Annotated in this window: 21 protein-coding genes; 9 read left to right on the forward strand and 12 right to left on the reverse strand. The window is 65.0% G+C overall.

Going from position 1 to position 25398, the window contains the following annotated elements:
- The first annotated feature begins 651 nt into the window (after window positions 1-651).
- From ACYVGI_RS07010 to ACYVGI_RS07025, 4 genes are read left to right on the forward strand one after another with little or no spacing between them, the layout of a single operon-like run.
- Window positions 652-1602: an SMODS domain-containing nucleotidyltransferase gene (locus tag ACYVGI_RS07010; protein ID WP_460631917.1), complete on the forward strand. Its 951-nt coding sequence runs from the start codon at window positions 652-654 to the stop codon at window positions 1600-1602.
- On the forward strand, window positions 1599-2153 hold the full coding sequence (locus ACYVGI_RS07015; protein ID WP_460631918.1) for a hypothetical protein: 555 nt from the start codon (window positions 1599-1601) through the stop codon (window positions 2151-2153). Before ACYVGI_RS07010 ends, ACYVGI_RS07015 begins: the two co-directional genes overlap by 4 nt.
- Window positions 2153-3457 (forward strand): HesA/MoeB/ThiF family protein, encoded by a 1305-nt coding sequence (locus tag ACYVGI_RS07020; RefSeq protein WP_460631919.1) that lies wholly within the window; start codon window positions 2153-2155, stop codon window positions 3455-3457. Before ACYVGI_RS07015 ends, ACYVGI_RS07020 begins: the two co-directional genes overlap by 1 nt.
- Complete coding sequence (locus tag ACYVGI_RS07025) at window positions 3442-3924, forward strand: Mov34/MPN/PAD-1 family protein (RefSeq protein ID WP_460631920.1); 483 nt, start codon at window positions 3442-3444, stop codon at window positions 3922-3924. Before ACYVGI_RS07020 ends, ACYVGI_RS07025 begins: the two co-directional genes overlap by 16 nt.
- Before the next feature lie 15 nt (window positions 3925-3939).
- Here ACYVGI_RS07025 and ACYVGI_RS07030 read toward each other — a convergent pair whose 3' ends face one another.
- The 3 genes from ACYVGI_RS07030 to ACYVGI_RS07040 form a co-directional block, all read right to left on the reverse strand.
- Entirely contained in the window at window positions 3940-5457 is a 1518-nt protein-coding gene (locus ACYVGI_RS07030; RefSeq protein ID WP_460631921.1) for an SAVED domain-containing protein, read from the reverse strand.
- Window positions 5458-5629: 172 nt separating this feature from the next.
- Window positions 5630-6148: a hypothetical protein gene (locus ACYVGI_RS07035; RefSeq protein WP_460631922.1), complete on the reverse strand. Its 519-nt coding sequence runs from the start codon at window positions 6146-6148 to the stop codon at window positions 5630-5632.
- Window positions 6149-6838: 690 nt separating this feature from the next.
- Entirely contained in the window at window positions 6839-7711 is an 873-nt protein-coding gene (locus ACYVGI_RS07040) for a hypothetical protein (protein WP_460631923.1), read from the reverse strand.
- A gap of 186 nt (window positions 7712-7897) precedes the next feature.
- Here ACYVGI_RS07040 and ACYVGI_RS07045 point away from each other — a divergent pair, with 186 nt between their 5' ends.
- Window positions 7898-8182, forward strand: coding sequence for a helix-turn-helix domain-containing protein (locus tag ACYVGI_RS07045; protein ID WP_460631924.1), 285 nt, complete (start codon window positions 7898-7900; stop codon window positions 8180-8182).
- Window positions 8183-8290: 108 nt separating this feature from the next.
- On the opposite strand, the gene ACYVGI_RS07050 is transcribed toward ACYVGI_RS07045, so the two are convergent.
- The 7 genes from ACYVGI_RS07050 to ACYVGI_RS07080 all read right to left on the reverse strand — a co-directional run bounded on the left by ACYVGI_RS07050 (window position 8291) and on the right by ACYVGI_RS07080 (window position 19097).
- Window positions 8291-9832 (reverse strand): hypothetical protein, encoded by a 1542-nt coding sequence (locus ACYVGI_RS07050; protein WP_460631925.1) that lies wholly within the window; start codon window positions 9830-9832, stop codon window positions 8291-8293.
- The gene (locus tag ACYVGI_RS07055) at window positions 9825-10166 is read right to left on the reverse strand and encodes a helix-turn-helix domain-containing protein (protein WP_460631926.1); all 342 of its coding nucleotides are present in this window, start codon (window positions 10164-10166) and stop codon (window positions 9825-9827) included. Before ACYVGI_RS07055 ends, ACYVGI_RS07050 begins: the two co-directional genes overlap by 8 nt.
- Window positions 10163-11296, reverse strand: coding sequence for a tyrosine-type recombinase/integrase (locus ACYVGI_RS07060; protein ID WP_460631927.1), 1134 nt, complete (start codon window positions 11294-11296; stop codon window positions 10163-10165). Before ACYVGI_RS07060 ends, ACYVGI_RS07055 begins: the two co-directional genes overlap by 4 nt.
- A gap of 2005 nt (window positions 11297-13301) precedes the next feature.
- Window positions 13302-13718, reverse strand: a complete 417-nt coding sequence (locus tag ACYVGI_RS07065; protein ID WP_460631928.1) for a hypothetical protein — start codon at window positions 13716-13718, stop codon at window positions 13302-13304.
- A gap of 60 nt (window positions 13719-13778) precedes the next feature.
- On the reverse strand, window positions 13779-14171 hold the full coding sequence (locus tag ACYVGI_RS07070) for a hypothetical protein (RefSeq protein WP_460631929.1): 393 nt from the start codon (window positions 14169-14171) through the stop codon (window positions 13779-13781).
- A complete protein-coding gene (locus tag ACYVGI_RS07075) occupies window positions 14171-16129 on the reverse strand; it encodes an ABC transporter permease (protein WP_460631930.1) in 1959 nt (652 codons plus the stop codon). Before ACYVGI_RS07075 ends, ACYVGI_RS07070 begins: the two co-directional genes overlap by 1 nt.
- 1 nt (window position 16130) lies before the next feature.
- Window positions 16131-19097: an MMPL family transporter gene (locus tag ACYVGI_RS07080; protein ID WP_460631931.1), complete on the reverse strand. Its 2967-nt coding sequence runs from the start codon at window positions 19095-19097 to the stop codon at window positions 16131-16133.
- Between the two features lie 241 nt (window positions 19098-19338).
- On the opposite strand from ACYVGI_RS07080, the gene ACYVGI_RS07085 reads away from it, so the two are divergent.
- The gene (locus ACYVGI_RS07085) at window positions 19339-19968 is read left to right on the forward strand and encodes an HdeD family acid-resistance protein (protein ID WP_460631932.1); all 630 of its coding nucleotides are present in this window, start codon (window positions 19339-19341) and stop codon (window positions 19966-19968) included.
- Between the two features lie 66 nt (window positions 19969-20034).
- Here ACYVGI_RS07085 and ACYVGI_RS07090 read toward each other — a convergent pair whose 3' ends face one another.
- Both ACYVGI_RS07090 and ACYVGI_RS07095 read right to left on the reverse strand, forming a co-directional pair.
- Window positions 20035-22050 (reverse strand): S9 family peptidase, encoded by a 2016-nt coding sequence (locus tag ACYVGI_RS07090; RefSeq protein ID WP_460631933.1) that lies wholly within the window; start codon window positions 22048-22050, stop codon window positions 20035-20037.
- Window positions 22047-22817, reverse strand: coding sequence for an SDR family oxidoreductase (locus ACYVGI_RS07095; RefSeq protein WP_460631934.1), 771 nt, complete (start codon window positions 22815-22817; stop codon window positions 22047-22049). The genes ACYVGI_RS07090 and ACYVGI_RS07095 overlap by 4 nt, the downstream gene beginning before the upstream one ends.
- 109 nt (window positions 22818-22926) lie before the next feature.
- On the opposite strand from ACYVGI_RS07095, the gene ACYVGI_RS07100 reads away from it, so the two are divergent.
- From ACYVGI_RS07100 to ACYVGI_RS07110, 3 genes are read left to right on the forward strand one after another with little or no spacing between them, the layout of a single operon-like run.
- Window positions 22927-23430, forward strand: a complete 504-nt coding sequence (locus ACYVGI_RS07100) for an NfeD family protein (RefSeq protein ID WP_460631935.1) — start codon at window positions 22927-22929, stop codon at window positions 23428-23430.
- Window positions 23427-24587, forward strand: a complete 1161-nt coding sequence (locus tag ACYVGI_RS07105) for an SPFH domain-containing protein (RefSeq protein WP_460631936.1) — start codon at window positions 23427-23429, stop codon at window positions 24585-24587. Before ACYVGI_RS07100 ends, ACYVGI_RS07105 begins: the two co-directional genes overlap by 4 nt.
- The gene (locus ACYVGI_RS07110; protein ID WP_460631937.1) at window positions 24584-25333 is read left to right on the forward strand and encodes a glycerophosphodiester phosphodiesterase; all 750 of its coding nucleotides are present in this window, start codon (window positions 24584-24586) and stop codon (window positions 25331-25333) included. Before ACYVGI_RS07105 ends, ACYVGI_RS07110 begins: the two co-directional genes overlap by 4 nt.
- Window positions 25334-25398 lie beyond the last annotated feature (65 nt).

The raw sequence follows: 25398 nt of genomic DNA on the forward strand, positions 1-25398 counted from the left end.
GGGCACGTGGAAGTCGCCATTGCTCTGCGCCAAGTTATCGGTGATCAGTACGGACTCTGGTGAAATGCCTGTTCGCACAACCGCGATCTGAGCCCAACTCGCGAAATCACGCCACGCTTGCCCTCCTCGATCAGCATCGACCTCGCTGGGAGAAAGTGAGATCTGATCCACAACCTACCGAGCGAAAAGACAGCGCATTCGGACGGTCTACAGCGCCGTCGCGTCGATCGGCTTTGAAGCCTGTCACTACGGAACTTTTACTGCAATTGCTGTCACTAGATTGGCTGGTCTCACCGCCGGCTAGATGGTCCCGTCCGCTAGCTTGCGGTTCGCTCGCTCGACCGCGCGATCGATCTCGGAACCGGGTCGACCCTGCACAGTTCCGAATACAAGCTGTATCGCCCGGACCCCATGTATCCGCTGCGTCGGTGAACCCGGGCCCCACCTCGAGGTGTTGATGACGCAGCAAGGGACGAGTTGCGTGACGAAAGGACAATCCGCGCCGACGGCAGACACATCCCTTGGGGGCCGACACTCAGATTTTCCCGAGCTGCAGTCGGAGGGAAGGACAACTTACACCGGCGCTTTCACCGGCGGAGCGTCGGCGGTAAACGGTACGGTCTTTCTACGGCCTCTACCCGAAGGAGCTTCGTGTCCGTACTCGATTCGTTCAAGTCTTTTCAATCGGTAGTCAATGCAGACCCGGAAGCCGTCAAGGAAGCGCGGCGGCGACGCAGTATTTTCGAAATCGCGTTCTCGTCCCAGGCTGATGTGGTCGAAGTCGTGCCGTCTGGTTCCTTGGCGCGAGGCACGCACAAGGACCCCATTCACGACGTAGACCTCGTGGTTGTATTCGACGCCGCCCTACATTCGACTTGGGGACAGACCGGCGCATCAGCAGATGACGCCCTGCTCCACGCACAAGAACGAGTTCGAACTCTACTTGGCTCCAAGGGCGAGATTGATCAAATCGTCCGGCGCGCAGACAAGCGAAACCACGCGGTCAAGTGTTTCCTTGACGATCCTGATGACGCTAATGCTTTAACGGTCGACGTCATGCCGGCGCTTCGAACTGATGTGGGATTCCTTGTTCCCGAAAACTACTCACAGCAGTGGATCCGCACGAACCCTGAGTACCTGATCGAGGAGGTCCGGAGGCGCCACGCCGAATGGCGCTCATACGCGGGCACCGTCCGAATGCTGAAGTGGTGGGCTTCGAATCAGCCGACCAAGATTAAGTCACTGGTGATGGAGACACTCGCCCTGGACCATCTGCCCACTGACTCCAACCAGCCCGGGGCAATCGTCAAGTTCTTTGCGGGTGCCGCGTTCGCCATCGGTAGCGGTACCGATGTTTCGGACCCGGCGGGGTTGTGCGGTCCGATTCAAAGAGACCTCGACTATGCCGAGTTCGAGTCTGCATTGTCTGACGCGCGTGACTCTGCGTCGGCTGCGATCTCGGCACAAGGCGCGAACAATCCTGCCTCAGCCACCGAACACTGGGCGAAAATCTTCGGCCCCAGCTTCCCTGTGATCACTGCGGCCACAGGCGCGGCGGCCACGAGCGAACCTCGCCCAGTGAAGGACACCCCCCAAGGATGACCTCGGAAGTCCGCGTTGAGGCGCTCCGCATCTGGTCGGATTGGGATCCGGCGCGACTCGAGCGTGACCGTGCAGAGGTCGAGGAATTTGCCCCGGGCCTCAAGTATGTGGAACCACGTAGCCAGGGATTCTCTTACGGCGGGTATCACGGGACCTTGCCTGTTTGGCCCTTCGAGCGGCCGGTGCCGAAGGGTCTGAGCGAGTTGCTCCCGGAACCGATCGAGGTAGCGCTGCTGTTCTCGTCGGCTCATCCGATGGTTCCGCCGGTGATCGTACCTATCGACCCGCAACCTCAAATGCACGAAGAATCCCTCACGCGCTGGCATGTGTTGCCCGGTGGAGCTCTTTGCCTATTGCAGTCAGAGGGACTTTGGATCCCGGAGGCTAGCGTCGTGGACCTCTTACTCAAGGCATGTGCCTGGCACGTCGAGTACACGCTGATGCGTTCCGGAGTAATTGATGAGATGACCGTCGCGGGCATTGTCTCCGACGGCTCGCACGACCATCTCGTCGCGGAGGCGCTACACCGCCGCGAATCCCGGGACGCATAATGCAGAGCGAACCGTTCATTGTTCTGACTTCTGACGCAGTTCGACTGATCCGCGACTCCACGTCTGTCCGCGGAGATTTGCGAATGCATCGCTCGCCGGCCACTGACGCCTTCGTCATCGATCAGGTCGAGACAGCGCCGGACGTTCGAATTCAGGTAGCGATTCCTGCAGAGTTCCAGGCCCTCAAGTACGGCGACGAAACTTTCCGCGCCCAGTGGATGCAATCTAATGACGTCGATTTGACGCTCCTTCATATCTGGCTTAGCAGCCGTCCCTCTGGGGCGTATCCGTTCGACAAGTTCCGTGAGCTCGCGCGTAATGTAGAAGACCCCGGCGGCAACACCGGCCTCCTTGTCACGCGCCTGATGCCGCGTGATGGCGGACATGAGTTGCCGGAGTTCACTGGATGGCAAATCACTCGGGATGGTGTCACTCCTCTTCCTCTTCACGTCGAGCCCTCTGCGTACGGCGCAGTTCAGTTTTCAGAGGCGTGGCCGGTAGAACAGCTGGCCAGAAATTCGGTCGCGATTGTGGGTGCCGGGAGCATTGGCGGGCATGCCGCTCTCGCGATGTCAGAGTTGGGCCTCGGCCGCTTGGTATTGATCGATCCAGATCGGCTGCTCTGGCACAACTTGGTGCGTCACCGACTCGGTCCAGCCGGTGTTGGCGCCAGCAAGGTCGCTGGACTGCGCGACATGATCGCTCAGAGAACAGCGCATTCGGCGCCCGAGTCTCGGACCACGGTCGAGGCGCACAGCCTTGACGTTGTGGCTCGCGCTGAGGTTTTCGCGGCGCTGTTGGCCGACGTCGATCTTGTGCTCTGTACAGCTGACGGCATCGCCCCAAGGCGGGTCGTCAGCCATCTGGCTCGAATTGCCGGCAAACCCGCGGTGATGGCGTGCGTTCTGAACGATGGCGGAATCGGCGAAATCATCCGCCTTCGGCCCGGTCGCAGATTCGGGTGCTTACTGTGCCAGCGAGCCGCGTTGAGTGAAGCTGGGGCTTTGGACGCTGAGGCCAACCAGGAACTCGCATATGGGACGGGTCTGGTTCACAAGCCAATGACGGCGATACCGCACGATCTGAGCCTTGTCGGAAACCTGGCTGCGAAGGTCACCGTGGCTACCCTTCTCGAGTCGCTCCACGGGGATGCAACGCAACAACTGCCGGGTGAGCATGCGCTCCTGGGATTGCGCCCGCAGCCTGGTCTCACGCCTCCGTTCGACCTCACGTACGCCGGCGAGCTCCGCTGGGATTCCATACCACCGCCACGACTTGGATGCGCGACTTGTTCGATCAGCTGACTTCGATTCCCAGCCGGGCGGTCCTGCAGAAGGGCGCGATCGACGCAATCGTGTTGGAGGTTGCTACTGGCGACACGGTGGTGGAAACCGGCGGGATTCTGTTGGGTCATCTAGAGTCTGGCGGGTTCTTGGTTTCGGTAGCAGGTGATCCCGGACCGTATGCGGTCCACAGGCGCGACTTCTTTCTGCGGGACCTGACTCACGCGCAATCGCTCGCTACGGATGCCTGGAATGCAGACGAGGCCCAATGGATTGGCGACTGGCATACCCATCCTCATGGATCGCTGATGCCGAGCGATGCAGACCTCGGAACTTATAGGCAACATCTAGAGGATCCGGAGCTCGGCTTTACATCGTTCCTGTCGGTTGTCGCTCGAAGCACGGATCGAGGCGTCGCCCTTGCCGCGTGGGCAGTCACCACGTCCCGCCTACAGCGCATCGAACTCATCACGAAGGTCGATCGCTAGTTACACCGTCACAATTCAGCCGATCACCTCGTAGGCCAGCACGTACCCTGGCCTGGTGTCCTCGTAGACTTCCGTCGTCCCAACTCGACTCCAATGATGTCCAAGAAGGATCGACAGTCCGAGGGGTCCCGCAAGGAAAAGGTGGGTGCGCCCGCCACCCGAAGCGTTCCGCCGAGCGAGATCGCGAATTGCGATCGCGAGCCCATGACCGTCACCGGGACCGTTCACAGCGTTTGGTCCAGCACCGTGTGCAGGTGTCAGGGCCAGAAGCTTTCCGACGGGCAGGTCTTGGTCCCGCACCCAAGTGGCAACATCGTCGGTTATCTCCGTCGCTATGTTGGCCACGATGGCGACGTCGTCACCGCCGGCGAGGTCCCGTTCTTCCACCGCGACCGCGAAACTTGGAGTCGGTGCCTCACTAGACCAGAGATCCGCCCTCTGACGGATCGCGACATCGTAGCCGAGAACCTGTCTGAAGACCGAACCGACGTAAAAGCCGGTTGCTTGACGGAAGCTGCCAGTCAGCAGAACGCGTCGGTGGGTCCCCACACCTGCGATCAGGGCGTCTAGGTCCCTCGCGAGGTCCTCGAATGTGTTCGGCGGCTCAGGCTGCACGCGATTCCAGGGCGAATCGCCATCCATCCGATCGACCCAATCGACAGCCGCTAGGGCCTGGTCGGCCAAGGGGTCGTGCGCGAGCGTAGCGATGGAAGCCGTCGTCCAAGGGGTGCCAGCTAGAAGGCCGAGCTCGGCGATTGCGGATTTGATGTCCGCGAGAAACAACTCGCGTTGGCCGCTGATTACTTTGCCGTGAACCCAGTTCGTCGCCAGCGTTACCGATGCGGGGTCGGATTTGAGGCCGTTGGCGGTCATGAGGAGACTGACTTCTTGCCTGAGTCGTTCGACGTCGAAGCCGAGATCGAGGTAGAAGACGTTGAGAAACGCGAGCAAAGCGTCCTCGTCCACCTCTGCCGCGTCTGCCCACTCCTTGCGAGCAACTCCACGTATTGAATTGGGCCCTCCCTGCGCCGCCCGTGGAACGAGACGGCCATCACGGCCATCGCGATCCCGCAGAAGCACGTCAGCCGAATCGATGCCTCGGTTGGTTACTAACCGGATCTCGCACGGGGTCCCATCGGCCGTCAGAGCTTGGTGTGTCGCGACCAGCTTTTTCAGGACTCCACTGCGCTTGAGATAGTCGAGGTTCACTGGCGTTGAAGCGTCGACCGTGTACTTGACCTGGCCGTAGGAGTGTGGCGGCGCGGCGCGGTGGATCACTAAGTCATCGCCATTGCCAACGCCCGGCTCTTCGACGCCAACTGAGGCACCGGGGTTCGCGGAGCCGTTGACCTGGTCGTGCAAGATCTGGAGACAGGCCCTCCAAACGTGAAGCCACTGGTACTCGTCGCCGGCGATACGCACTCCAGTCGGACTCGGCATCTGATGTGGCTGCGACACTATCAACCCTCTCGAATCAAGACTGCTTCCGCTCTCGATGAAGTCAACACCATTTGAGACCGGGTCGGCAGGCACAGAGACGGCGCGAACGATAGCCTGCGCCCACGACAACGCGAGGCGCCAGAAGGATGTCGGCTTATGGAGCGCATGCTCATCTCCCGGCGCGAAGGCATCTGAATGCCTCACTCACGTGTGCTTCGGTTCCTGGCAAGGCCGGAGGGCACGACGTCCTTCCGCGGGATGGGCGCTAATTGATCAGCATCGAACGCGCGGCTACTAGAACATCGGTCGCCGCATCTGGTGCAGCGTTTCTGATGAAGCGCGCGGGCGACTCGTCGCCCAGGACCGGGTTCATCCCCTTGAACCAGGTGCCGATGGTTACCGGGTCAAGGCACAGTTCAAGGATGCCCAGCGCGTAAACGGCCGTTCGGAGCCGGGTGTCGTTCTCAGCATCCGGAACGGCTTTCCCGTCGGCCCACTCTCGTACGACGCTCGTGATTGTGACGTTCCCGATGTAAGCAACCAGTCGCGCGCCTAATACGGCGCGAAGGCGCACGACGACCTGATTGATCGGTAGTCTGCGGGCTTCGTCCTCAGCTCGAAGCCAGGGCCTCGCTCCGTTGCTCTTCATAAGTAGATCGTGGAGATTGAAGAAATTGTCGCCAGGAACAATCGCGATCCCTTCATTTCGCGGGGCCCGGGTCCCTCGCTGTGCCGTCCGGTTCGCCGGGTCCCGCAGCCGTGTCACCGCGTTCTTGTCCGGCAAGGTGGTCTACTTCTGCACTGTCATCGACAATGTGGATGCCAGCGATTAGCTCGGCAATCCGGGACGGGTCCCCGCCGGACCGCAGCCACTCGACGGGAGATCGAGAGGTGCCACGAAGGCGAAGACGAGGATCTTGGTTCTCCATGAATGCCTGCGCTCGTTCGGGCGACCAATGGCGAGGTAGAGCCTGAGCGACAGCGGTGAGGCCGGGCAACACGTAGCGGTTGTCAGCGAATTGCCAACGCGGGTACCTGCGCTTGCGTCCAACGCGGAAGAAATAGAGGCTGCCGTCGAGGGCGCGACGACGCACCTGACGGACGCCAATTGATAAGTGGCGTGCCGCCTCGTCATCGCTGAGGGAGTCGATCACTGCGCTCAGAAGTGCCTTCAAAGTGGGCGATATCGTCAAGCCTCGGTTCGGGTCCACGATCGAGCTCGCCTGAGGGTCATCGCGATTCAGCTCCTCCGCCGCGACCGCAGGTGCGTTCGATCTGGATACCGCGTCATGGCCGTCCGCTACAAACTCAGCCATGGTGCGAAGTAGTGCAATGACCAGTTTCATATCTCTGCCGCGCAACTGTGCCGCACGGATGAGGCTCTCGAGTGCCTTGGCCTCACCGTTCGAGATTGGGTCCCTGGTTCGGTGCAGGGGCCGCTCGGAAGCGCTTTGGTGGGGTGCTCTGTTTGTGGTCATTGCCGGCGCGCCTTGAGTACTGCCGCGACGGTGACCGGATCGCCACCCCGATCGAGCCACTGCACAGGGGTTTGGCGGTCGCCGTCGAGTTCTAAGTCTTCGAGCGGCGTGCGCATGAAAGCCTGAACCAGGGCGGGCTCCCAATCTCGCGGTATCGCCGTGGCGACAATGTCGATTCCTGGAAGAACCGGACGATTCAATTGGCTGGCGAACTGCCACGCGGGGTACCGCACTTCACCGTCGTAGTCGATTGCGTGGAGGTAACCGGCCTCACGGAATCGCTTTAGGGCGGAAGGTGTGACGTGTAGTCGTGCGAGTACTTCGTCGGCGGTCAGAGCAACTTCTCCTAAGCCTTCGAGGGGGCCGGATGCATCAACTGCCAACCATATGGAAGGCGTCGGTCCTGCGATTGGCTCCGATGCGATCGGAGAAACAACCTGTTCGTCAGAAACGCCTTCACGTTCGAGCCTCCGAGCCTTCTGGAGCTGGCGAGATCGTTCGCGAAAGCGCGGGCCCACTCGAAGACTACGGGTGACGTGTTTGTCGAAACCGATGTAGCCGCGCCGTCGCCAATCGAGCGTTACGTGTCCTCGAAACCCTCCGTTGGCGTGACTTCGCTCAAGCCGATCCCATTCCCGCGGAAGTCGTGCGGGAACCCCGCCGGTGTCCTCCAGGAGGTGCTCGAAGAGCTCGCGGAAGGTAGGGCCGTAAGGGTGACGTCGGCGATATTGGGCAACGAAGATCGCAGCGGCAAGGGCCCATTCGTCGCCTGTGTCATCTCCGGTGAACAGCTCGAAAGTGTACTTCCATGAGGCGGGCGGCGGGTGGGGGGCGCCGCGCCACCAAGTCGGGAATGCCTTGTTCGGCACCTTCACCATCACAATCGCGGTCGCACGGGTCGGGTCCGCCCCGCGGTGCGACCGGCGTCCTCAAGGCGGGCAGCACACGTGCAGAGTGGAGGTGATCCGGCAGAAGTCGATTGTTTCGTATGGCCAACGAAATTATGCCATACGGAATAGGCCATACCCGAAGCCCGTCTTCGCGACGCTTGAAGCGTGGCACGACGAGGCAAGGAACCTGGGGCGGACTGGAGCGAGTACGCTCAGCGATTCGCTACCTCCCTCCGCGCCACTCGGGAGCGTTTGAACCTCAGTCAGGAAGACGTTGCGTACCGTGCGGGACTCACTCGCTTCACGTATCAGAAGTATGAGAAGGGGGAGTCGAGGCCGGGTGCTCCGGTCAACCCTTCCCTTCGCTCGTTGCTAGGGATCGCTCAGGCACTTGAGGTTGATCTAAGCGACCTCCTTCCCAGCCCCGCTCCAGACTTGCGGCGCCGATAGCAGTCGGAGCAATCGAGGCTGAGTTCTAAAATGCCACGCCAAAAGATCACCTTGCCGATGCGTCACTTTTAACTGTCAGCGTCGCTCGGCCTACGAAGGCGGAATTGCTTAGCGTCGCAATTTCGGACTGTCCCCACGGGGACGCTCGGAGGCATACTGCGGGTTCTTGTCGATGACATAGCTCGACCAGGGGACCGCGGCTGCAGTGGCGTGCTTGGCCATGATCTGTTTGCTGTAACCGAGCATGCGGGAGAGAGACGTGGGGTCGATCTCTTCAACCAGTCCGCGGATAGTGGTGTTCCGGACGCCTTGGAGGTCGATTCCGACGCGTTCTCGTAAGTGGGCCAGGAGCGTATTTGGGGAGCGGGGACGCCCTGCCCTGGTGCCGGGGAAGAGCCAGTTCGTTCCTGTGTTCACGGTGCCGCCGCGATCCCGTGCGTCGAGGTGAGCGAGGAATAGCGGGATCAACTCGTCGGGGACGGGCGCCGGGTTCCGTCCGAACGTGACCCTGATGCCGATGTTCGGTTTCACCTCGACTTGGTCAACGGTCATCATGCAGAGCCGGCCAATTGGAATGCCATAGAGAAGAAAGATGAGGCCCGCAAGCCGGATGGACTCGCTGATGTTGACCGTCTCGAGCAGTGTCTTTATGTGATCGAGGCGCTGTCCCTGGGTCAGCATCGGCGTGGTCTGCGCCTGGCGGACGGGTACGTCGACCCCGGTAACGCTCTTCTCGCGACTGAGGGAGCGGATGAAGTTGCGAATATGCTTCCGCGTCGAGGTTCCTTCTGACAAGTATTGGTCGATGTGGACCTGACCCATCGAGGCGCTCGTTTTGCCGTGCTCGTCAAGAAGCCAACGCAAGAATTTGCCTGCTTCGGTGATCTCCTGTTTCGCGTTCCGCATCGCGTAGTTCATGTTCTTCGTCTCCGACGACTCTGCCTTGAGTCGGCGGAGGTGGTGCCATTTCGCGAATCGTTCGATGGGGGAGTGGATCTCTGGTGTTGTCTCGAGCTGCTCGAGACGCTCGTCGAGCCATTGCTCGAACATGGCGAGCTGTCGATCCTCTTGCGCGGGGAGCATCCGGTTGTGCGTCAGAATGGCCCGAAGGTGCTCGACCGCGTGGGTTTTCGGGAGCGCGTCGAATGCCTCGTGCGACAACGTGATTTCGCGGTCTCCGATGCGGCGCAGCAACGCGGTAGAGGCGCCGCCGCTGGTGCGTAGCCAGGTGTAGATACTCTCGGGGCGCTCGACCGCGGTGAGAACAGTGATGAGGCGTTTAAGTCGAAGATCCGGTGGATCGTTAGGTTTGAGGAGGGCGGTCAGTTCGGTGGTAAGGACGCAGACCATGCAGTGTCCGCCGCGGAATCGTTCGCGCTCGAGTCCGCAGTTGTCGCAGGTCAGGTTGGTTCTGATCCCGGCACAGTCCGCGCAGATGTCGTCGCCCGTTTCATACCGGCCAGGTAGCATCCTGTTCTCGTCGCAGAGAGGGCAGGTCCCGTAGGTGTGGACAGCGTTGGTGAAGCAGATGCCGCAGATTCTTCCATCCGGCCACCGGACGCGGATCTTGCCTGTTTCGCGGCCGCAGCGGTCACAGCTGAATCCAGTCGTGTTCGTGCGGGGTCGACCCCGCGGTTTGAACTCAGTCATCACCGGGGCGCCGGATGCGGGCTCGAACCGGCCGGTACGCCTCTAGGAGCGGAACGTCTGTGCCGTCGCCGGCTACTCTGCGGCGCGTCGTTTTAACCTCACTGCTGGTAAACGTGACTAGCTCGTTCATTTCGACTCCGAAGACATCACAGAGCGCGGCGAGGACCTGGAATGAGATGCGTTCTGGGTTATGGGCGACGATCCGGTTGATCTGCGATTCAGAGAGGGTGATTCCGCGGTCGCGGAGTGGCTCAACCAGGTCCCGGCTGGAGTGGATTCCGACTCGAGCCATCAGCTCCCGAACATGGAACTTGTACTCGATCTGATGCTTCATCGTGGTGTCCTTCCTGTCTTCCTGGCTGGTTTGAGAAGGAGTCTGCCCTTGCTCTTGAGGAGATCCTTTGTGAGCACCCGCTGCATCTCGCTTGCGGCGAAGTCGGCTGAGGGGAGCGTGTAGATCGTTGTCGTCGAGGTGTTCACGTGGCCGAGCTGCATCGAGATGAACTTCTCGTCATAGCCGTAGACGGTGATCATGTGTGTGGCGTAGGACCGCCGCAGTCCATGGACATCGAGGCCCGGCTCGAGGCGGAGCGAATCAACGAAGCCCCTGAACCGGATGTAGAGGTCATTCTCGGCTACCAGGCCGCCCGAGGAGGTCGGAAAGAGATGCGTAATCGGCTCACCGAAGCGGGGGAGTCCATACTCCACCCAGTCGGCGACCGCCTCTGCTGCCCAGTCGAGAAGGGTCTGGACCGTCCGCTGCTTCTTGGGTGCGCCCTTATTGGCTTTGCCGTTGCGGATCCTGAGAAGACCGTAGTCGCCGAAGTATGGTGCCTTCGCACTCGGGGAGAAGTCGACCAACTGGAGTTTTCGCAGTTCGTCGTGACGGAGCCCCCAGCCGTAGCAGACCTTTAGCGCCGTGACGTCCCGCCAAGCCGCGAGACCGCCCTTCACCCTCGACTTGATGATCCTCCGCACCTCGTCGTCTGCAAAGTCAAAGAACTGCTGAAGTTCGTCCAGCTCAAATGGCCGCTTCTCGGGCCCCATCGTGGCTTCCTGAGTGTGCCGTGCCTTGTTCAGATCGGTGATGACCTGAGACATCGGCGTGCCGAAAATCCGGCCGCAGGATTCGTTCCACGGGTAGCTATCACTTGTCGCGTACTCGCAAAATAGCGAGATATCGCTTTGATAGGCACGAATCGTCTCTTGGACGAGGCCTTTCACGTTGACGAGGTGGGAGAAGTAGTCGTCGGCGTCAACCGGCATCCATTCCCACGGGAACTTGCCTGTGAAATCGCAGAATGCAAGAACGCGCTTCACCCGTCGCGAGATGGTCTTCTCTGCGAAGTTCTTAGTGAACTGTTGACGCTTCCAACCCGTCAGAACCTCGCCTAGGAAGGCATCCTTATCGGGCCCACGATCGGGCAGCGGCAGGAACGAGAGGCCACCAATCTTGTCGACCATTTCGCCTCCCAAGCCGTCTGCATTTCTTGCAGACTATCCGCAATCCGTGCAGGTAGCAAGGAAGAAAGTACCGGTCAGACGCGCATTACTGGAGCGAGCGACAAAACGATTCCGTGGTGTAGTCCACATTCCACTGAAGACTCGCTGCGCCAAGAAAGTGCCGATCAGATCGAGTATTCGTTGATGCGAGTGGGGGATACACGATTTAGGGCTATCTGCAGAATTTGCGTATAGCTATGTTACAAGCTGACATAATGTGCATTATCGGCCCTTTGTGACTGCGGGTTTAGCTGCCTGAATTTAGGTCCGTCGGTCCAGAGGCAGCACCGTTTCTATTGGCAGCCTCTATGTACACTGCCTATGTAGCTGCAGGTGTTGGCATGGTTGGGGCCCTCGCGGGTTGCGCTGCCACCGGACTCGACAGCTCATGCTGGGCCAACCTTGCAATTGGCGGTTTCGGCTTTCTCGTGGCTGTGATCCCGGGAGGCCCGATATTCTCGTCGCTGGTTGGTGGCTTTCAATTGATAAGCGCCGGACCTCCGCGATTTGAATGGTGAGAGCATGACTGTGTTCGGACTCGTTCGCTCGATGCGCGTCGCGCGCGCAATCGTCCTGCTTCTTCTGGTATTTGGAACTCCGCTAATAGTCATCGCTACAGGCGGCGGATTGGTCAAATCCCTTGTGTGGTGCGCGGGATTCATTGTTATCACTCTGCTCGGGCTCGGCCTAGGGCTATTTGCGCTGACACGCGCCGCGTCGGCGGTTCACGAAGCTGATGGGGGCGGCAAGCCGGTACCGGCACGCCTAACGCGGGATACCTACGAGACGCTTCGCCCATACACTGCACTGTGCATTCGCCCGGGCATGCTTCGCTGGCGTGCCAGCAACGGACACGCTAATGCGACAGTTCCTCGTGGTTGCGCTTCCGCCCAAGATTCCAGCTCCTCCGCCCGTTTACGCCAAGAGATGAGAGCCGCGTGATTGTCGAAACCGCCGACGGACCATCTGCAATCCCAGCCGGAGCACCCGCTCTTACCGTTCTTCTTGATCAGCTCCACTCCACCCTGACAAATGCAGGGGTTCCTCTGTCTCAAATGCTTGCGCCCGGACTATCCGCTCGCCGTGTCAGACAACTGCTCGCCGAGCACGAACTGGGGGCTCCCGACGAACTTGTCACATGGTTCGAGTGGTCCAACGGATGGCACGCGCCCTCCGCACACGACGCGTCCGCCCCACCGATCCCATACCTAGAGAATTCCTCTCTGGAGGACGCGCTCTCGAGATACGACGCGCTAATGAAACTGATCAGCGACCCGGACAACGAGCCCGACACACTTGACTTCGCAGAGGGATGGCTGCCCCTCAGTCACGACAACTGGGGGCGATTCGTGTATTGCAACGGCGCTGCGAATGACCCACCACTGGTCCGACGCACCAACCCGGAACCGTGGGATCCCACAACAATAGACATGTACCGGGGTCGCTCCATGTGCACCCTTGTCGAATGGTCTATCCAGTTGATCGAAACCGAAGCGGCACTCTGGAACCGATCAGAACTCACGTGGATGATTGACCAATCGAAGCTTCCACCGCTGCAGGCGAGCTCAGCACTCTAGGTCTGGACGAAGCGTCGCCTGCACAGGAGCGTCGCCTCCCGGGCGCGAGCAAAATCTCCAGCGCTCATCAGAAGAAGGGCGAAGTTCTTCGTTCCCTGAACGAGTATCGTCGCGGTGGTGTCCCGATACCCGGCCTCAACGTCGGTCCCTCGGTTCAGCACCTCCGACCCGCACCCTGCCCGCGCAGCTCAAGCGAGATGAGCGTGCTGCACTCAACCAGTGAACCAGGGTGCGAGACCAAGTCGTCGACACGGGTCCCGATTCGCCTCTATTCGCGCGTCGGGCACCACGATGGCCGAATCGCTGGCAATCCCCAACACCGCCCTTGCTACGAAATCATTATCATCAGCTACCCAACATCGGGCGTCGCAGGGCGCCCCGCCTCAGCGTCACGGCGTGGACGACGGCACAACGGTCGTCGGCTGCGCGGGCTCCGGCATCTGGGCGCTTGCCGCTATCCAGGTCGACGCGAGCACGATCATCGTGGCGGCAACGAGCGGAACGAATGAGGCCACATACATCCAGTGCGCGACGCGTGGATATGTGCCGGCCGTTACAGGAGGCGTTGCGTCGTAGGCTCGCAGTCGGAGATCGCGCAGAGCCCACGCAAAGCTCAGGTAGGCCCATGCCAGCAGGAGGATGCCGAGCGTGAGCACCGACGCCAGCGTTGGCTCTATCCACCACCAGGTGGTTGCGAAGACTCGGTCTCCGCCCAGCCCCGCGAGGAGGAACACGCCACCGTACCCGGCGCCGATGTAGGCGCACCGCTGGATGCCCAGTTCGTAGCGCACGATGCGCTTGCCCACTGGCTCGTCCTCAGGCGGCCACCGCGAGAGTTTCGTATGAGGCATGAGTGCAGCGTCCGTCTACGCGGGAGCGCAGAACGGTTCGAAGACCTTCAGCCCGTCACGGAGCAGGGTGACAACATCCTCACTCGCGAGCGGAGGCAGCCCAGACCGGGCCCTCGTCAGCGCCAGAGCAGCGACCGACTCCACGAAGTAGCTGCGGAACACCGGCGACCACTGGCGGTCCTCCTCGCCCTGCAAACGGAAGGCGAATTCCACAGGCCGGATAACGTCCAGCGGATCGACAGGCGCACTGACGTCGAACGGCTCGAATGCGGTTGCCTGCCCGTCCGGTCGGTTGACGTCCACTTCGCCGATTCGTTCGGCGGCCCGTCCTATCGCAACCCTCACCGGCTCCGGGAGTTCGACCTCGTCGAAGTAGGTTGTCCAGATTGGAGGTTCACCGATGCTCATTAGCAGCCCCTCTCTCGTTGGCGAATGTTATCCCCCTGCTCAATCTGAGCGCCAGCAAACGACCCACCCGCATCCACTGCTCGCCCCCGCACTCGAATCCCCCGCCGCGCCGCGACCCCTGCCCACACCAGCGCCAGGCCGACGGCACCCCACGCCACCACAGCCACCACCGCGCCCGCCAGCGCTCCCCCGTTTGCATCCCCGATCCCGATCCCCAGCTGCAGCACGGCCAATCCGGATGCGGTCGGCAGCGACCCCGCGAACCCCGCGAGCACCGGCGGCACCGTCGACGTCAGCCCGGCCCCGAACGCCACAAGCGCCACGATCACCGCCACCAGCCGCCCGACCGCGCCGAACGCGGCAGCCAGCCCCTGGTTCAGCAGCCCGAACACCGCGCCGGTCACACAGCACAGCAGCGTGAACCCCAGCCAGCCGCCGGGTGTGAGGCCCAGTCCCACCTGCGCGGCCGCCGCGACGAGCGCGCCCTGGCCGACGCCGACCAGTGCTGTGAGCGAGGCGCTCTGCGCTGCCAGGCGCACCGATGAGCGTGTCGACAGCAGTTCGCTCGTCGGCACGGAGCGACGGGCGAGCGCCGTGGCGAGCCCTCCCACCCACAGGGCGATCACTGCGAGCAGCGGCGCCGTCTGCCGATCGTCGTGGCCGCGCACCGTCGCGTCGTCAACCGGGTGCGCCGCGACCGCGGACAGCGTTAATATGTCGGAGTCGCTGTATGCCGGGATCTTCTGCGCCGCCTCGGCCAGGCTCTGGGCGAGTTGCGTCGCTCCCGCATCCACCTGTGTCGCCCCCGCCGCTACCGACGCGGTCCCCGTCGCCAGCGTGCTCGCCCCCGAGTCCGCCTGGGCGGCGCCGGAGGCGACGGACGCCGCCCCCGACGCCGACGAGTCGATTCCGGCGACGAGCGTGGGCATCGCAGAGGCCAGCGCCGCGTTTCCGGCAGCGACCTGATCCGCGCCCGCCGCGAACTGCGCGACTCCCCCTTTCGCGGCTTCGAGCGACGCCAGCGCGTTCGTCGCGTCGTCGCACAGCCTTCCCGGCGTCTGGCAGATCCGCGCTACGACAGCGGAGAACCGCTGCGTCGCCTGCGCCACCGACCCGGATGCGGTCCCCGCCGCGCCCGCGAGCCCTCCTGCACCCTGCGCCAACGCTTCGGTCTGGCCTGGCAGCGGTGCGGCGGCGGCGCTGAGCTCGGCGAGCCCGGCAGCGAGGCTGCTCGCGCCGGCGTCGAGCGGCACCAGCCCGGCCGACAGAGACGCCGCCCCCGACGCCGCCGACTGTGCGCCAGACGCGAGCGAGTCCGCACCGGATGCGACGCTCTGCGCCCCGGTCGCCGCCTGTCCGATCTGCTCGCCGATGGTGTTGAACGCGCCGTACACATTGCTGAGGTACTGGCTGGTGAGCTGCGTGTTCAGCGAGGTGGTCGCAGCCTGCACCACGGCCGCCGTCACGGTCGGGTCGAGAAGCGCTGAGGCCGGGCTCGTCGTCACGTGCAGCGTCGCCTTCCTCGCGTCGGCCGCCGGCCCGGAGATCGAGGTCGCGTCTGCGGAGAACGACGGCGGAATGGTCACGACCGCCACATACCGCCCGGCGGCCAGTCCGTCCTTCGCGTCGGAGTCGTTGGTGAGCACCCAGGAGAGGTTCGCGGTGTCGTTCGCGGAGCCGTCCGGGGACGCCCCCTGCTGCCCGGACGCCGACGACGCCCCGCCGCCGATCAGCCCGGCCGCGAACTGCCGCCCGAGCGGCACCGTCTGACCGTTCACGCTCACCGGAAGGTCGTCGTTGACGATCGCCGCTGTCACCCTGTTCAGGTTCTGGCTGGGATTCCACAGCGCCAGCATGAGCAGTCCGCCGACCACCAGCGGCAGAACCAACAAGCCGACGACCGTGAACGGCCCGATCTTCTCGAGCCCGAACCGCGCCGTGAACGCCCTGCCGCCCATGTCAGATCAGCTCCCGTTCCGGCTCCGCCGCGGGTGTCGCGGGTGTCGCGGGTGCCGTGCTCGACCCTCCACGGGCGTCGAGGTCCAGCACGAAACGTTTCATGCCCCCTGGCAGCACGTCATCGGCGCCGTCCGCTTCCATGCACGACACGACGATCGTCAGTGGATGCGCGGGGCCGGCCCCGTCCTCCCGCACCGCATCCTCCCGCACCGTGCCGACCGTTTCGGCACGACGGCGACCCGCCCTCCTGAGCACGTTCGCGACCGCAGCCCGCTCGCTCGGCCAGCGCACCGCATCCACGTCATCGACCACCAGCACGCGCACCCCGCCCTGCAGGGCCGCCCGCACCGCAGCGGCAGCGTTCATGCCTCCCCCGCCGTCTGCGTCCACACCGTCTGCGTCCACACCGTCTGCATCCACACCGTCTGCGTCCACGCCGCCAGCATCCACGCCGCCAGCATCCACACCGCCAGCATCCACAGCACCCGCGCCGCCCCCGCCGAGCCGCGCCACGCCCACCGCCCGCCGCACCGCCGCGGACTTCGCGGGGAGCACGTACCCGGCCACTTTCAGTCGCCCGCCTCCCACGCGCGCCCGCCCCGCCAGCGCCAGCAGCACCGCGGTGCGCGCGCTCGCGGTTCCGCCGCACACCACCAGCGCATCCCCGGCGGGCACCACAGCGTCGATGCCGCTCACCACCGGTCGCCACGGACGTCCGACTGCCACCTCCGACGCGGCGATCGCGATCCGCTCCCCCGGCTCCGGCCAGTCGGCGGCGGCGAGCTCCTCCTGCAGCGCCTCGCCCTCCACGTCGAAGGACGGCAGAGCACGGTCCAGCCAGACCGGCATCCACCACGCCCTGTCGCCGAACAGCACCAGCACCGCGGGGATGAGGGTCATCCGCACCACGAACGCGTCGATCAGCACGCCCACCGCCAGCCCGAGGGCGATCGGTTGGATGGACGCGTCGCCGTCCGGGATGAACGCGGCGAACACCGCGAACATGATCAGTGCCGCCGCCGTCACCACCCGCGCGGAGCCGACGAAGCCCTGCTCCACTGCGCGCCTGGCCGCTCCGTGATGCACGTAGTCCTCGCGCATCCGGCTGACCAGGAACACTTCGTAGTCCATCGCCAGCCCGAACAGCACGCCCATCAGGATGATCGGCATGAAACTGATCACCGAGCCGAGAGAGCTCACACCGAGCGGGCCCGCGAGGAAACCGCTCTCGAACACCAGGCTCGTCACCCCGAATGCGGCGCCGACCGACAGGAGGTAGCCGAGAGCCGCGGTGACAGGAACGACGATCGAGCGGAACACCATCGCGAGCAGCACCAGCGACAGGCCGACGACCACGAGCGCGAACGGCAGCAGCGCCTGACCGAGTCTGGCGGAGATGTCGATGCCGGCCGCCGTGTATCCCGTGACCGACAGGTCGACGCCGTACTCGGCGAGGAAGTGTTCGTGCATCCCGCGGAGGGCCGCGACGAGGTCCTTGGTCTGCTCCGAGTCCGGACCGCCGACAGGGATCACCTGCACGATTCCGGTGTCGCCCGGCTGGTTCGGGGTCGACAGCGGCACCGCCGCGACACCGGGAACGCTCCGGATCTCGGTGGCCAGCTCGTCCATGAGCTCGACCGGGTCTGTGCTCTGGATGATCTGCCCGGTCACGACGAGCGGACCGTTGTACCCTGGGCCGAAATGCGTCCCGATGAGGTCGTACGCGATCCTGGCGGGCTCGTGCGTGTCGAGCGACCCGGCATCCGGCAGCGCCAGCCTGAGCTGGGCGGCCGGAACGGTCGCGAGTCCGAGCAGCGCGACCACCGCGAGCACGGTCACGATCGGCCACTTCGTCGCCGTGCGCACCCAGCCGAGGAAGAAGCCGCGCGTGACGGGCTCGTCGGCGACCTCGACCCCGGCCCCCTCCCGCACCCCGCGATACCGCTTCGCCACCACCCGCATCCCCGCGAACCCGAGCAGCGCCGGCGTCAGCGTCATCGAGATCACCACGGCCATTCCCACGGCCAGCGCGGCGGCCACCCCCATCGTCGTCAGGAACGGGATGCCGGCCACCGACAGGCCGAGCAGCGCGATGATGACGGTCATGGCCGCGAACACCACCGCCGACCCCGCTGTCGCCACCGCTCGCGCGGCGGACTCCTCCGGCTCGACGCCGTGTTCGAGCTGGTCCTGGTGCCGGGAGATGATGAACAGCGCGTAGTCGATCCCCACCGCCAGGCCCAGCATCAGCGCGAGCAGCGGCGTGGTGGACGTGATGGTGGTGAACCGGGTCGCGACGAAGATAAGCGACAGCGACAGCCCTGCCCCGAGCAGCGCCGTGACCAGCGGCAGCCCAGCGGCCACGAACGACGCGAACGTGAATACCAGCACCACGAACGCCACCGCGATGCCCAGCAGCTCCGTCACACTGATTCCGGTGTCGGTCTGCGCGAAGAGCTGTCCGCCCACCGCCACCTGCGATCCGTGCGGCAGGGATGCGGCGAGCTTCCTCCCCTCGGCCTGCAGCGAATCCTTCGTGCTGTCGAGCACCTGGCTCTGCGCCACCGACAACTGGATGGGCGCGAGCGCCGCCGCGCCGTCCGAGCTGATGTTCGTAGTCGAACTCGAACCGTACGGCGAGGTCGCGCTCGACACCTGCGGAACCTCCCCGATCGCCGCCACAGCGGACTCCACCAGCGGTTGGATGCTGGCATCCCGCACGTCCGCGCCGGCCGGCGCGACCACCACGAGCTGCGCGGAGGTCCCGCTGACCTGCGGGAAGGTCCTGGCGAGCGCATCCAGCGCCTGCTGCGACTCGGTGCCGGGGATCGTGTACGTATTGTCGGTGCCCGTGCTCAGCAGTCCGGCCGTCGCGAAGAACACCACGATGACGGCGGCCCAGAACGCCAGCACCCGTCCGCGCGCCCGGAACGCCCAACGGCCGAGTGAATAGAGCACGGAAGGCACACAGCACCTCGAATCTACGACCGCGGCTGCTGGCGTCGCGGGTGCCTGGTCGTTAATGTAGAGCTTTCCTCACCTGACGGCAAGGATGGGCGGCCTCCGCACTCCCCCGTCCGCCGCCCGTCCGCCGCCGCGCCGGCCGCGCGGAAACGCCGTCATACGCCGGTGGCCACCGCTACGGGAGCGATAGTGTCAGCAGGAGAGCCGCAGCATGTCGCGGCACCGAAGGATCAAGGGGATCATCATGTCGACACCAGGCTCCACTTCAGCTCCGTTCCAAGAGTTCGCCCTCAACGCAGCGGATCTCACCCGCGGCGCGATCAACGGCGTGCGCGCCGCTCTCGGCATCAGCGGTGCCGTCGCGCTCATCCTGGGCGTCGTACTGCTGTTCTGGCCGGTGAAGACCATCGCGGTCGTCGCGTTCTTCCTCGGCATCTACTTCATCGTCGCCGGCGTCATGCGGCTGGCCATCGGGATCTTCAGCAAGGGGATCACCGGCGGCATCCGTGCGATGCACATCGTGTTCGGTGCGCTGCTCGTCTTCGCGGGAATCATCGCCCTCAAGAACGTGACCGTCGCCGCCGCGACCCTGGTCATCCTCGCCATCGCCTTCGTCGGCGTCGCGTGGATCATCGAGGGCATCATGGCCATCGCCGAGGCAGGCCGCGCCGCGTCGTCCGGCTGGGCGATCACCTTCGGCATCATCAGCATCCTTGCCGGAATCGTGGTGCTGTTCCTGCCGGCGTCGTCCGCACTGTTCTTGCTGATCTTCGCCGCGATCGCACTGATCGTGCTCGGCATCATCGGCATCGTCCGCGCCTTCACGTTCGGCAGGGACGTGCTCGCGGCCACCTCGGCGCCCGCCGCGGCCTAACACACTGAGTGGTCCCGAATTGCCGCACGCGCGTCTGCGCCCGCGGCAATTCGGGACCACTCGCCGTTAAGGACGGTTGTCAGCGCTCGGCAGGTGCCGCGCCCACCAGTCCAGGATCGCGTCGAACCGCTGCGCGCGGTGCCGCGGGCGCCCAGCCCGGCTCAGCTCGTGGTCCTCTCCGGGGAAGATGAGCAGTTCCGCATCCACCCCGCTGCGCTTGAGCGCCGCGTAGTAGCGCTCCGCCTGCCCGAGCGGGCAGCGCAGATCGTTGGCGGAGTGCAGCACCAGCGTCGGGGTGCGCACGTCGCCGACCACGGCCTGCGGGCTCTGCGACCGCATCAGCTCAGGATCGGTGCCGACGTACTCGTCGCCGAAGAAGCTGCCGATGTCGCTCGTGCCGACGAAGCCCTCCGGATCGAGGAAGCCGCGCTCCACGATGGCCGCGGCGAAACGGTGCTCGTGCGCGATGGTCCACGCGGTGAGGTAGCCGCCGTACGATCCGCCCATGATGCCGACCCTGGATGCGTCGAAGCCCGCGTTCTCCGCGAGCACCCCGTCCAGGAAGTCGAGCACATCGGTCAGGTCGACGGTGCCCATCGCCTGGCGGATCACCCGGCCGTGCTCCTGCCCGTAGCCTGCCGAGCCGCGGGGGTTGCACATCACCACCGCGTAGCCCGCTGCCGCATACACCTGCGCCTCGTCGAACAGGCTCCCGTTGTACGCCGCGAACGGGCCGCCGTGGATGTTCAACAGCACGGGATGCGGTCCATCCCCCTCCGGCGCGACCACCCAGCCGTGCACCGGGTATCCGTCGCGCGCGGTCACGGTCGCCTCGCGGATCGGGAGCACCCCGGCGGAGCGCAGCGCCGCCGAGAAGTCGGTGAGCTTCCGCAGCCCGCCGTCTCCGACGACGGCGACGTCGCCAGCGGTCTCCGCGTCCGCCACCGACGCCACGACGACGTCCCCGGCCACGGCGACGCCCCCGACCACCGTCACCGGATCGGTGAGACGGCGCACCTCGCCACTGGACGTCACAGCCGTGAGCGCGAGTGCTCCCCTGCTGCGGTCGGTCACCAGCACGGAGTCGTCAGTGTATGCCACGATGGCGCTCTCCGTGAGGTCGACCGTCTCTGGGTCGGTGAGCCGCCGCGGCGCCTCGCCCTGCTGGTCGATCGCGCCCTGCTGATCGATGGCGTAGAGCGCCGTGTTGCGGCCGACGAAGTCCCTGCCGCTCTCCCCCACGTCCTGTGCGGAGAAGTAGAGCACGCCGTTCAGACCGTATGCCAAGTCGACGACGGAGAAGTTCCCGTGCTCAGAGGTGACGTCACGCGGGTCGCCGGAGCCGTCGGCCGCGAGCAGGAACACGCTGGAGCGCAGATCGTCGTCCCTGCCGTCGTGGCGGGCGGACACGAACGCGATGGTCGCGCCGTCCGGCGAGAACGCCACCGACGCGTCGTCCCACTCCCCCGAGGTCAACTGCCGCGGCTCTTCCACCAGCGGCGTGGATGCGGTGGTCCCGTCCGCCTCCGGCGCCGCCTTCGGGACCGGCTCGCCCCACACGTCCGGCACAGGGACGCTGAACACGTGCGCACGCCGGTCGTTCGTGTATCCGAGACCGTTCGCCTGATATTTCAGGGTGCGGATGTGGCGAGGCGCTTCCGCGTTGGCCTCCCGTCCGTCCACGGTGCCGTAGCGGCCCTGCTCCGGCTCGCGGCTGACGAACGCCAGCGCGCGCGCATCGGGAGCCCAGGCGAACTCGGACACGCCGAGCTTCCTGTCGGTGACCTGCACGGGCTCGCCGCCCGCCGCATCCACCACGTAGAGCTGCGGGGCGGACTTCGGCACGGAACGCAGGAACGCGATCAGCCGGCCGTCCGGGGAGAACTGCGGAGCGGTGTCCCGGAAGCCACGGGTGAACCGTTTGGGGGCGGCGTGCCCGGTGAGCGGCACGGTCCAGAGCTGACCGACCGTCGCGTCGGCCTCCAGCGAGGGATGCGTGACCGCGACGACGGCGCGCGTTCCGCCGGGGTGCACGGTGGGCGTGGAGACGCCGGTCAGCAGCCCGAGGTCGGCGGCTTTCATTCGGCGACCGGCGCGAAATCGGAGACGTCGCCGACCAGGCGCGTGTGGTCCGCGGGGATGGGGTCGACCACCGCCTGCGCGATCTCGGCCGCGAACTCGCTCACGTTGTAGAGCTTTCCGGCCGCCTCCTTGCGTGCGTCGATGGCGCCGGGGTTCAGCCGGTTGAGCAGCGTCGCCGTGATGGTGCCCTCGATCATGTCGCCGGACACGACAACGAACTCGACACCCTTCTCGGTCAGCGCCGGGATGAGCGCGCGCAGGGCGTCCTCGCCGGCGCGCTTGCTGATGGCGACGGACTCGTACTCCGGCATCGTCGGCGTGGTGTTGATGAAGTGCGCCTGGTGGCTGGTCACGAACACGACGCGCGAACCGGCGTCGAGCAGCGGAAGGGCGGCCGTCAGGACATTGACCTGCGCGTCGCGGTTGAGCTGCATCGCGTAGTCCTCCGCCATGCCGGACTCCATGCCGCCGGACGCGTTCAGCACCAGGATGTCGAGGCCGCCCCATTCGGAGCGGACGGTGTCGAACATCCCGGAGACGGATGCGGGATCGGTGAGGTCGGCGCCGACCGTGATCGCCGTGCCGCCCGCCTCCCTGATGCTGTCCGCGAGCTTGACGGCGCGGGCCTCCTTGTTGCGGAAGTTGATGACGACACGCGCGCCGGCGGCGGCGAGGTACTGGGCGGTGTCTGCACCGATTCCGCGGGACGAACCGGTGATGAGCGCGCGCTTCCCGTCGAGGGAACCAGCAGCGAGAGGGTTGGACACGAAGACTCCTAGAAAGATGGGTTTTCTCGTCCCTGAGACTACCAAGTGGGTTCCGCGTCGCCGGTTCGCCACCTGATACGGTCGGAGTACGACAGTGAAGGGAGTCGCCGTGGACATCGCATCCTTCGCCTGGATCGTCTGGCTCGTCCTCATCCTCGTGTTCATCATCATCGAGATGCTGACGCTCGATTTCGTCTTCCTGATGATCGCCGTCGGAAGCGTCGGCGGCCTCGTCTCCGGCCTGGTCGGCGCTCCGTGGTGGCTGCAGCTCATCATCGCCGCCGCGCTCTCGGTCATCCTCATCTTCTTCATCCGGCCACCGCTCCTGCACGCTCTCAAACGCGGCGGAGATCCGGCGAAGAGCAATGTGGATGCGCTGATCGGCATGGCGGGCACGGTCGTCGACACCGTCTCGCGCACGACCGGCCAGGTCAAGCTGGCGGTCGGGGAGACCTGGACGGCGCGCCTCGCGACCGGCCTCACGTCGGGACCGCCGCAGTTGGTCCCTGGCGAGCACGTCGTCGTCGTCGCGATCGAGGGGGCGACCGCCGTCGTGGCGCCCGCCCCTGTCTCGGCGGGCGCGGACGACTTCACAGAAAGGAGCGCGTCGTGACAGACGCCAGCCAATTGGTCGTGGGGATCGTGGTGACGGTCATCATCGTCATCATCGTGGTCTTCGTCCTGGTCACCCTGTTCCGGGCGATCCGCATCATCCCGCAGGCGCGCGCCGGCGTGGTCGAGCGACTGGGCAAGTACCACAAGACCCTGAACCCGGGGCTCAACGTGGTGGTGCCGTTCGTCGACAAGGTGCGGCCGCTCCTCGACATGCGCGAGCAGGTGGTCTCCTTCCCGCCGCAGCCGGTGATCACCGAGGACAACCTGGTGGTGTCGATCGACACGGTCGTCTACTTCCAGGTGACGGATGCGCGAGCAGCCACCTACGAGATCGCCAACTACCTCGGCGCGGTCGAGCAGCTCACCACCACGACCCTCCGTAACGTGGTCGGCGGCCTCAACCTCGAAGAGGCGCTCACCAGCCGCGACAACATCAACGGCCAGCTCCGCATCGTGCTCGACGAAGCCACCGGCAAGTGGGGCATCCGAGTATCGCGCGTCGAGCTGAAGGCGATCGACCCGCCCCTCTCCATCCAGGACTCGATGGAGAAGCAGATGCGCGCAGAGCGTGACCGCCGAGCGGTCATCCTCACCGCAGAGGGCACCAAGCAGTCCGAGATTCTCAACGCGGAGGGGATGCGGCAGGCCGCGATCCTCAAGGCAGAGGGTGACGCGAAGGCCGCGGTGCTCCGAGCGGAGGGCGAGGCGAAGGCGATCACGACCGTCTTCGGCGCCATCCACCAGGGGAACCCGGACAACATGCTGCTGGCGTACCAGTACCTGCAGACGCTGCCGAAGCTGGCGGAGGGTCCGGCGAACAAGCTGTGGATCATCCCGAGCGAGCTCACGCAGGCGCTGCAGGGCATCGGCAAGGCGTTCGGAGACAAGGGAATCCCCGGCGTGCCCGGCTCCCCCGTGATCCCCGACCCCGCCGTGGCCAAGGCGGCGGAGGCCGCCCAGGCCGAGGCCGCAGCGGCCGCCGAGGACGCGCACGCCGAGGTCGCCGCGGCGCTGGAGGCGGCGGCCGCCGCTGCAGCGCAGGCGGCGCCGGGGGCTCCGGAGGTCGGCATCCCCGACGCCGGAATCCCGGACGTGCCGGAGACCGGCGCTCCGACCACGGAGGAGCCGCCCGGAGAGCAGACTCCACCGGCGTGACGTACCTGAGCGGTCCTCTCCCCCGGATCATCGCCCACCGGGGCCTCGCCAGCGAGGCCCCGGAGAACACCCTCCTCGCGTTCCTGCGCGCGCTGAACGCCGGAGCGACGCACCTCGAGACGGATGTGCACGCGAGTGCGGACGGCGTCGCCGTGATCAGCCACGACCCCGACCTGTCGCGCGTCGCCGGCCGTTCCGTGCGGGTCGAGCAGCTCACGATGGCCGAGCTGCGGCGCATCCAACTGGGCGATGGACAGACCTTCCCGTCCCTCGCGGAAGCGCTCGACGCCTTCCCGCAGGCGCGGTTCAACATCGACATCAAAGACGCGGCGTCCGCTGCCCCGGCGGCGGCCGCGATCCTCAAGGCCAGGGCGACCGATCGCGTGCTCATCACGAGCTTCGACGAGAAGCGCAGGAGGGCCGCAGTGGATGCGCTCCCCGGCGTCGCCAGCTCGGCCTCCGTCACCCGGTTCCTCCCCGCGATAGCCGCGGCGAAGGCCGGTTCCGTCTCTGCTGCGCGCCGCGCCCTCCGCGGCCTGGTGGCCGTTCAGGTGCCAGAGCGGCAGGGCGGCGTGCGACTCGTCTCACCGCGCACGGTGCGCACCCTGCACGCAGCGGGCGTCGAGGTGCACGTCTGGACCGTGAACGATCCAGCAGCCATGACACGCCTGCTGGATCTCGGAGTCGACGGGCTGGTCACCGACCGTTGCGATGTACTGAAAGCGCTGGTCGACGCGCGAATCTGACCTGAGAGGGCCCTGAGAGTAAGGCCCCGACGGAAAGAGAACCCCCAGCTTGTGGGTTTATAACT

Source organism: Leifsonia lichenia (assembly GCF_054780215.1).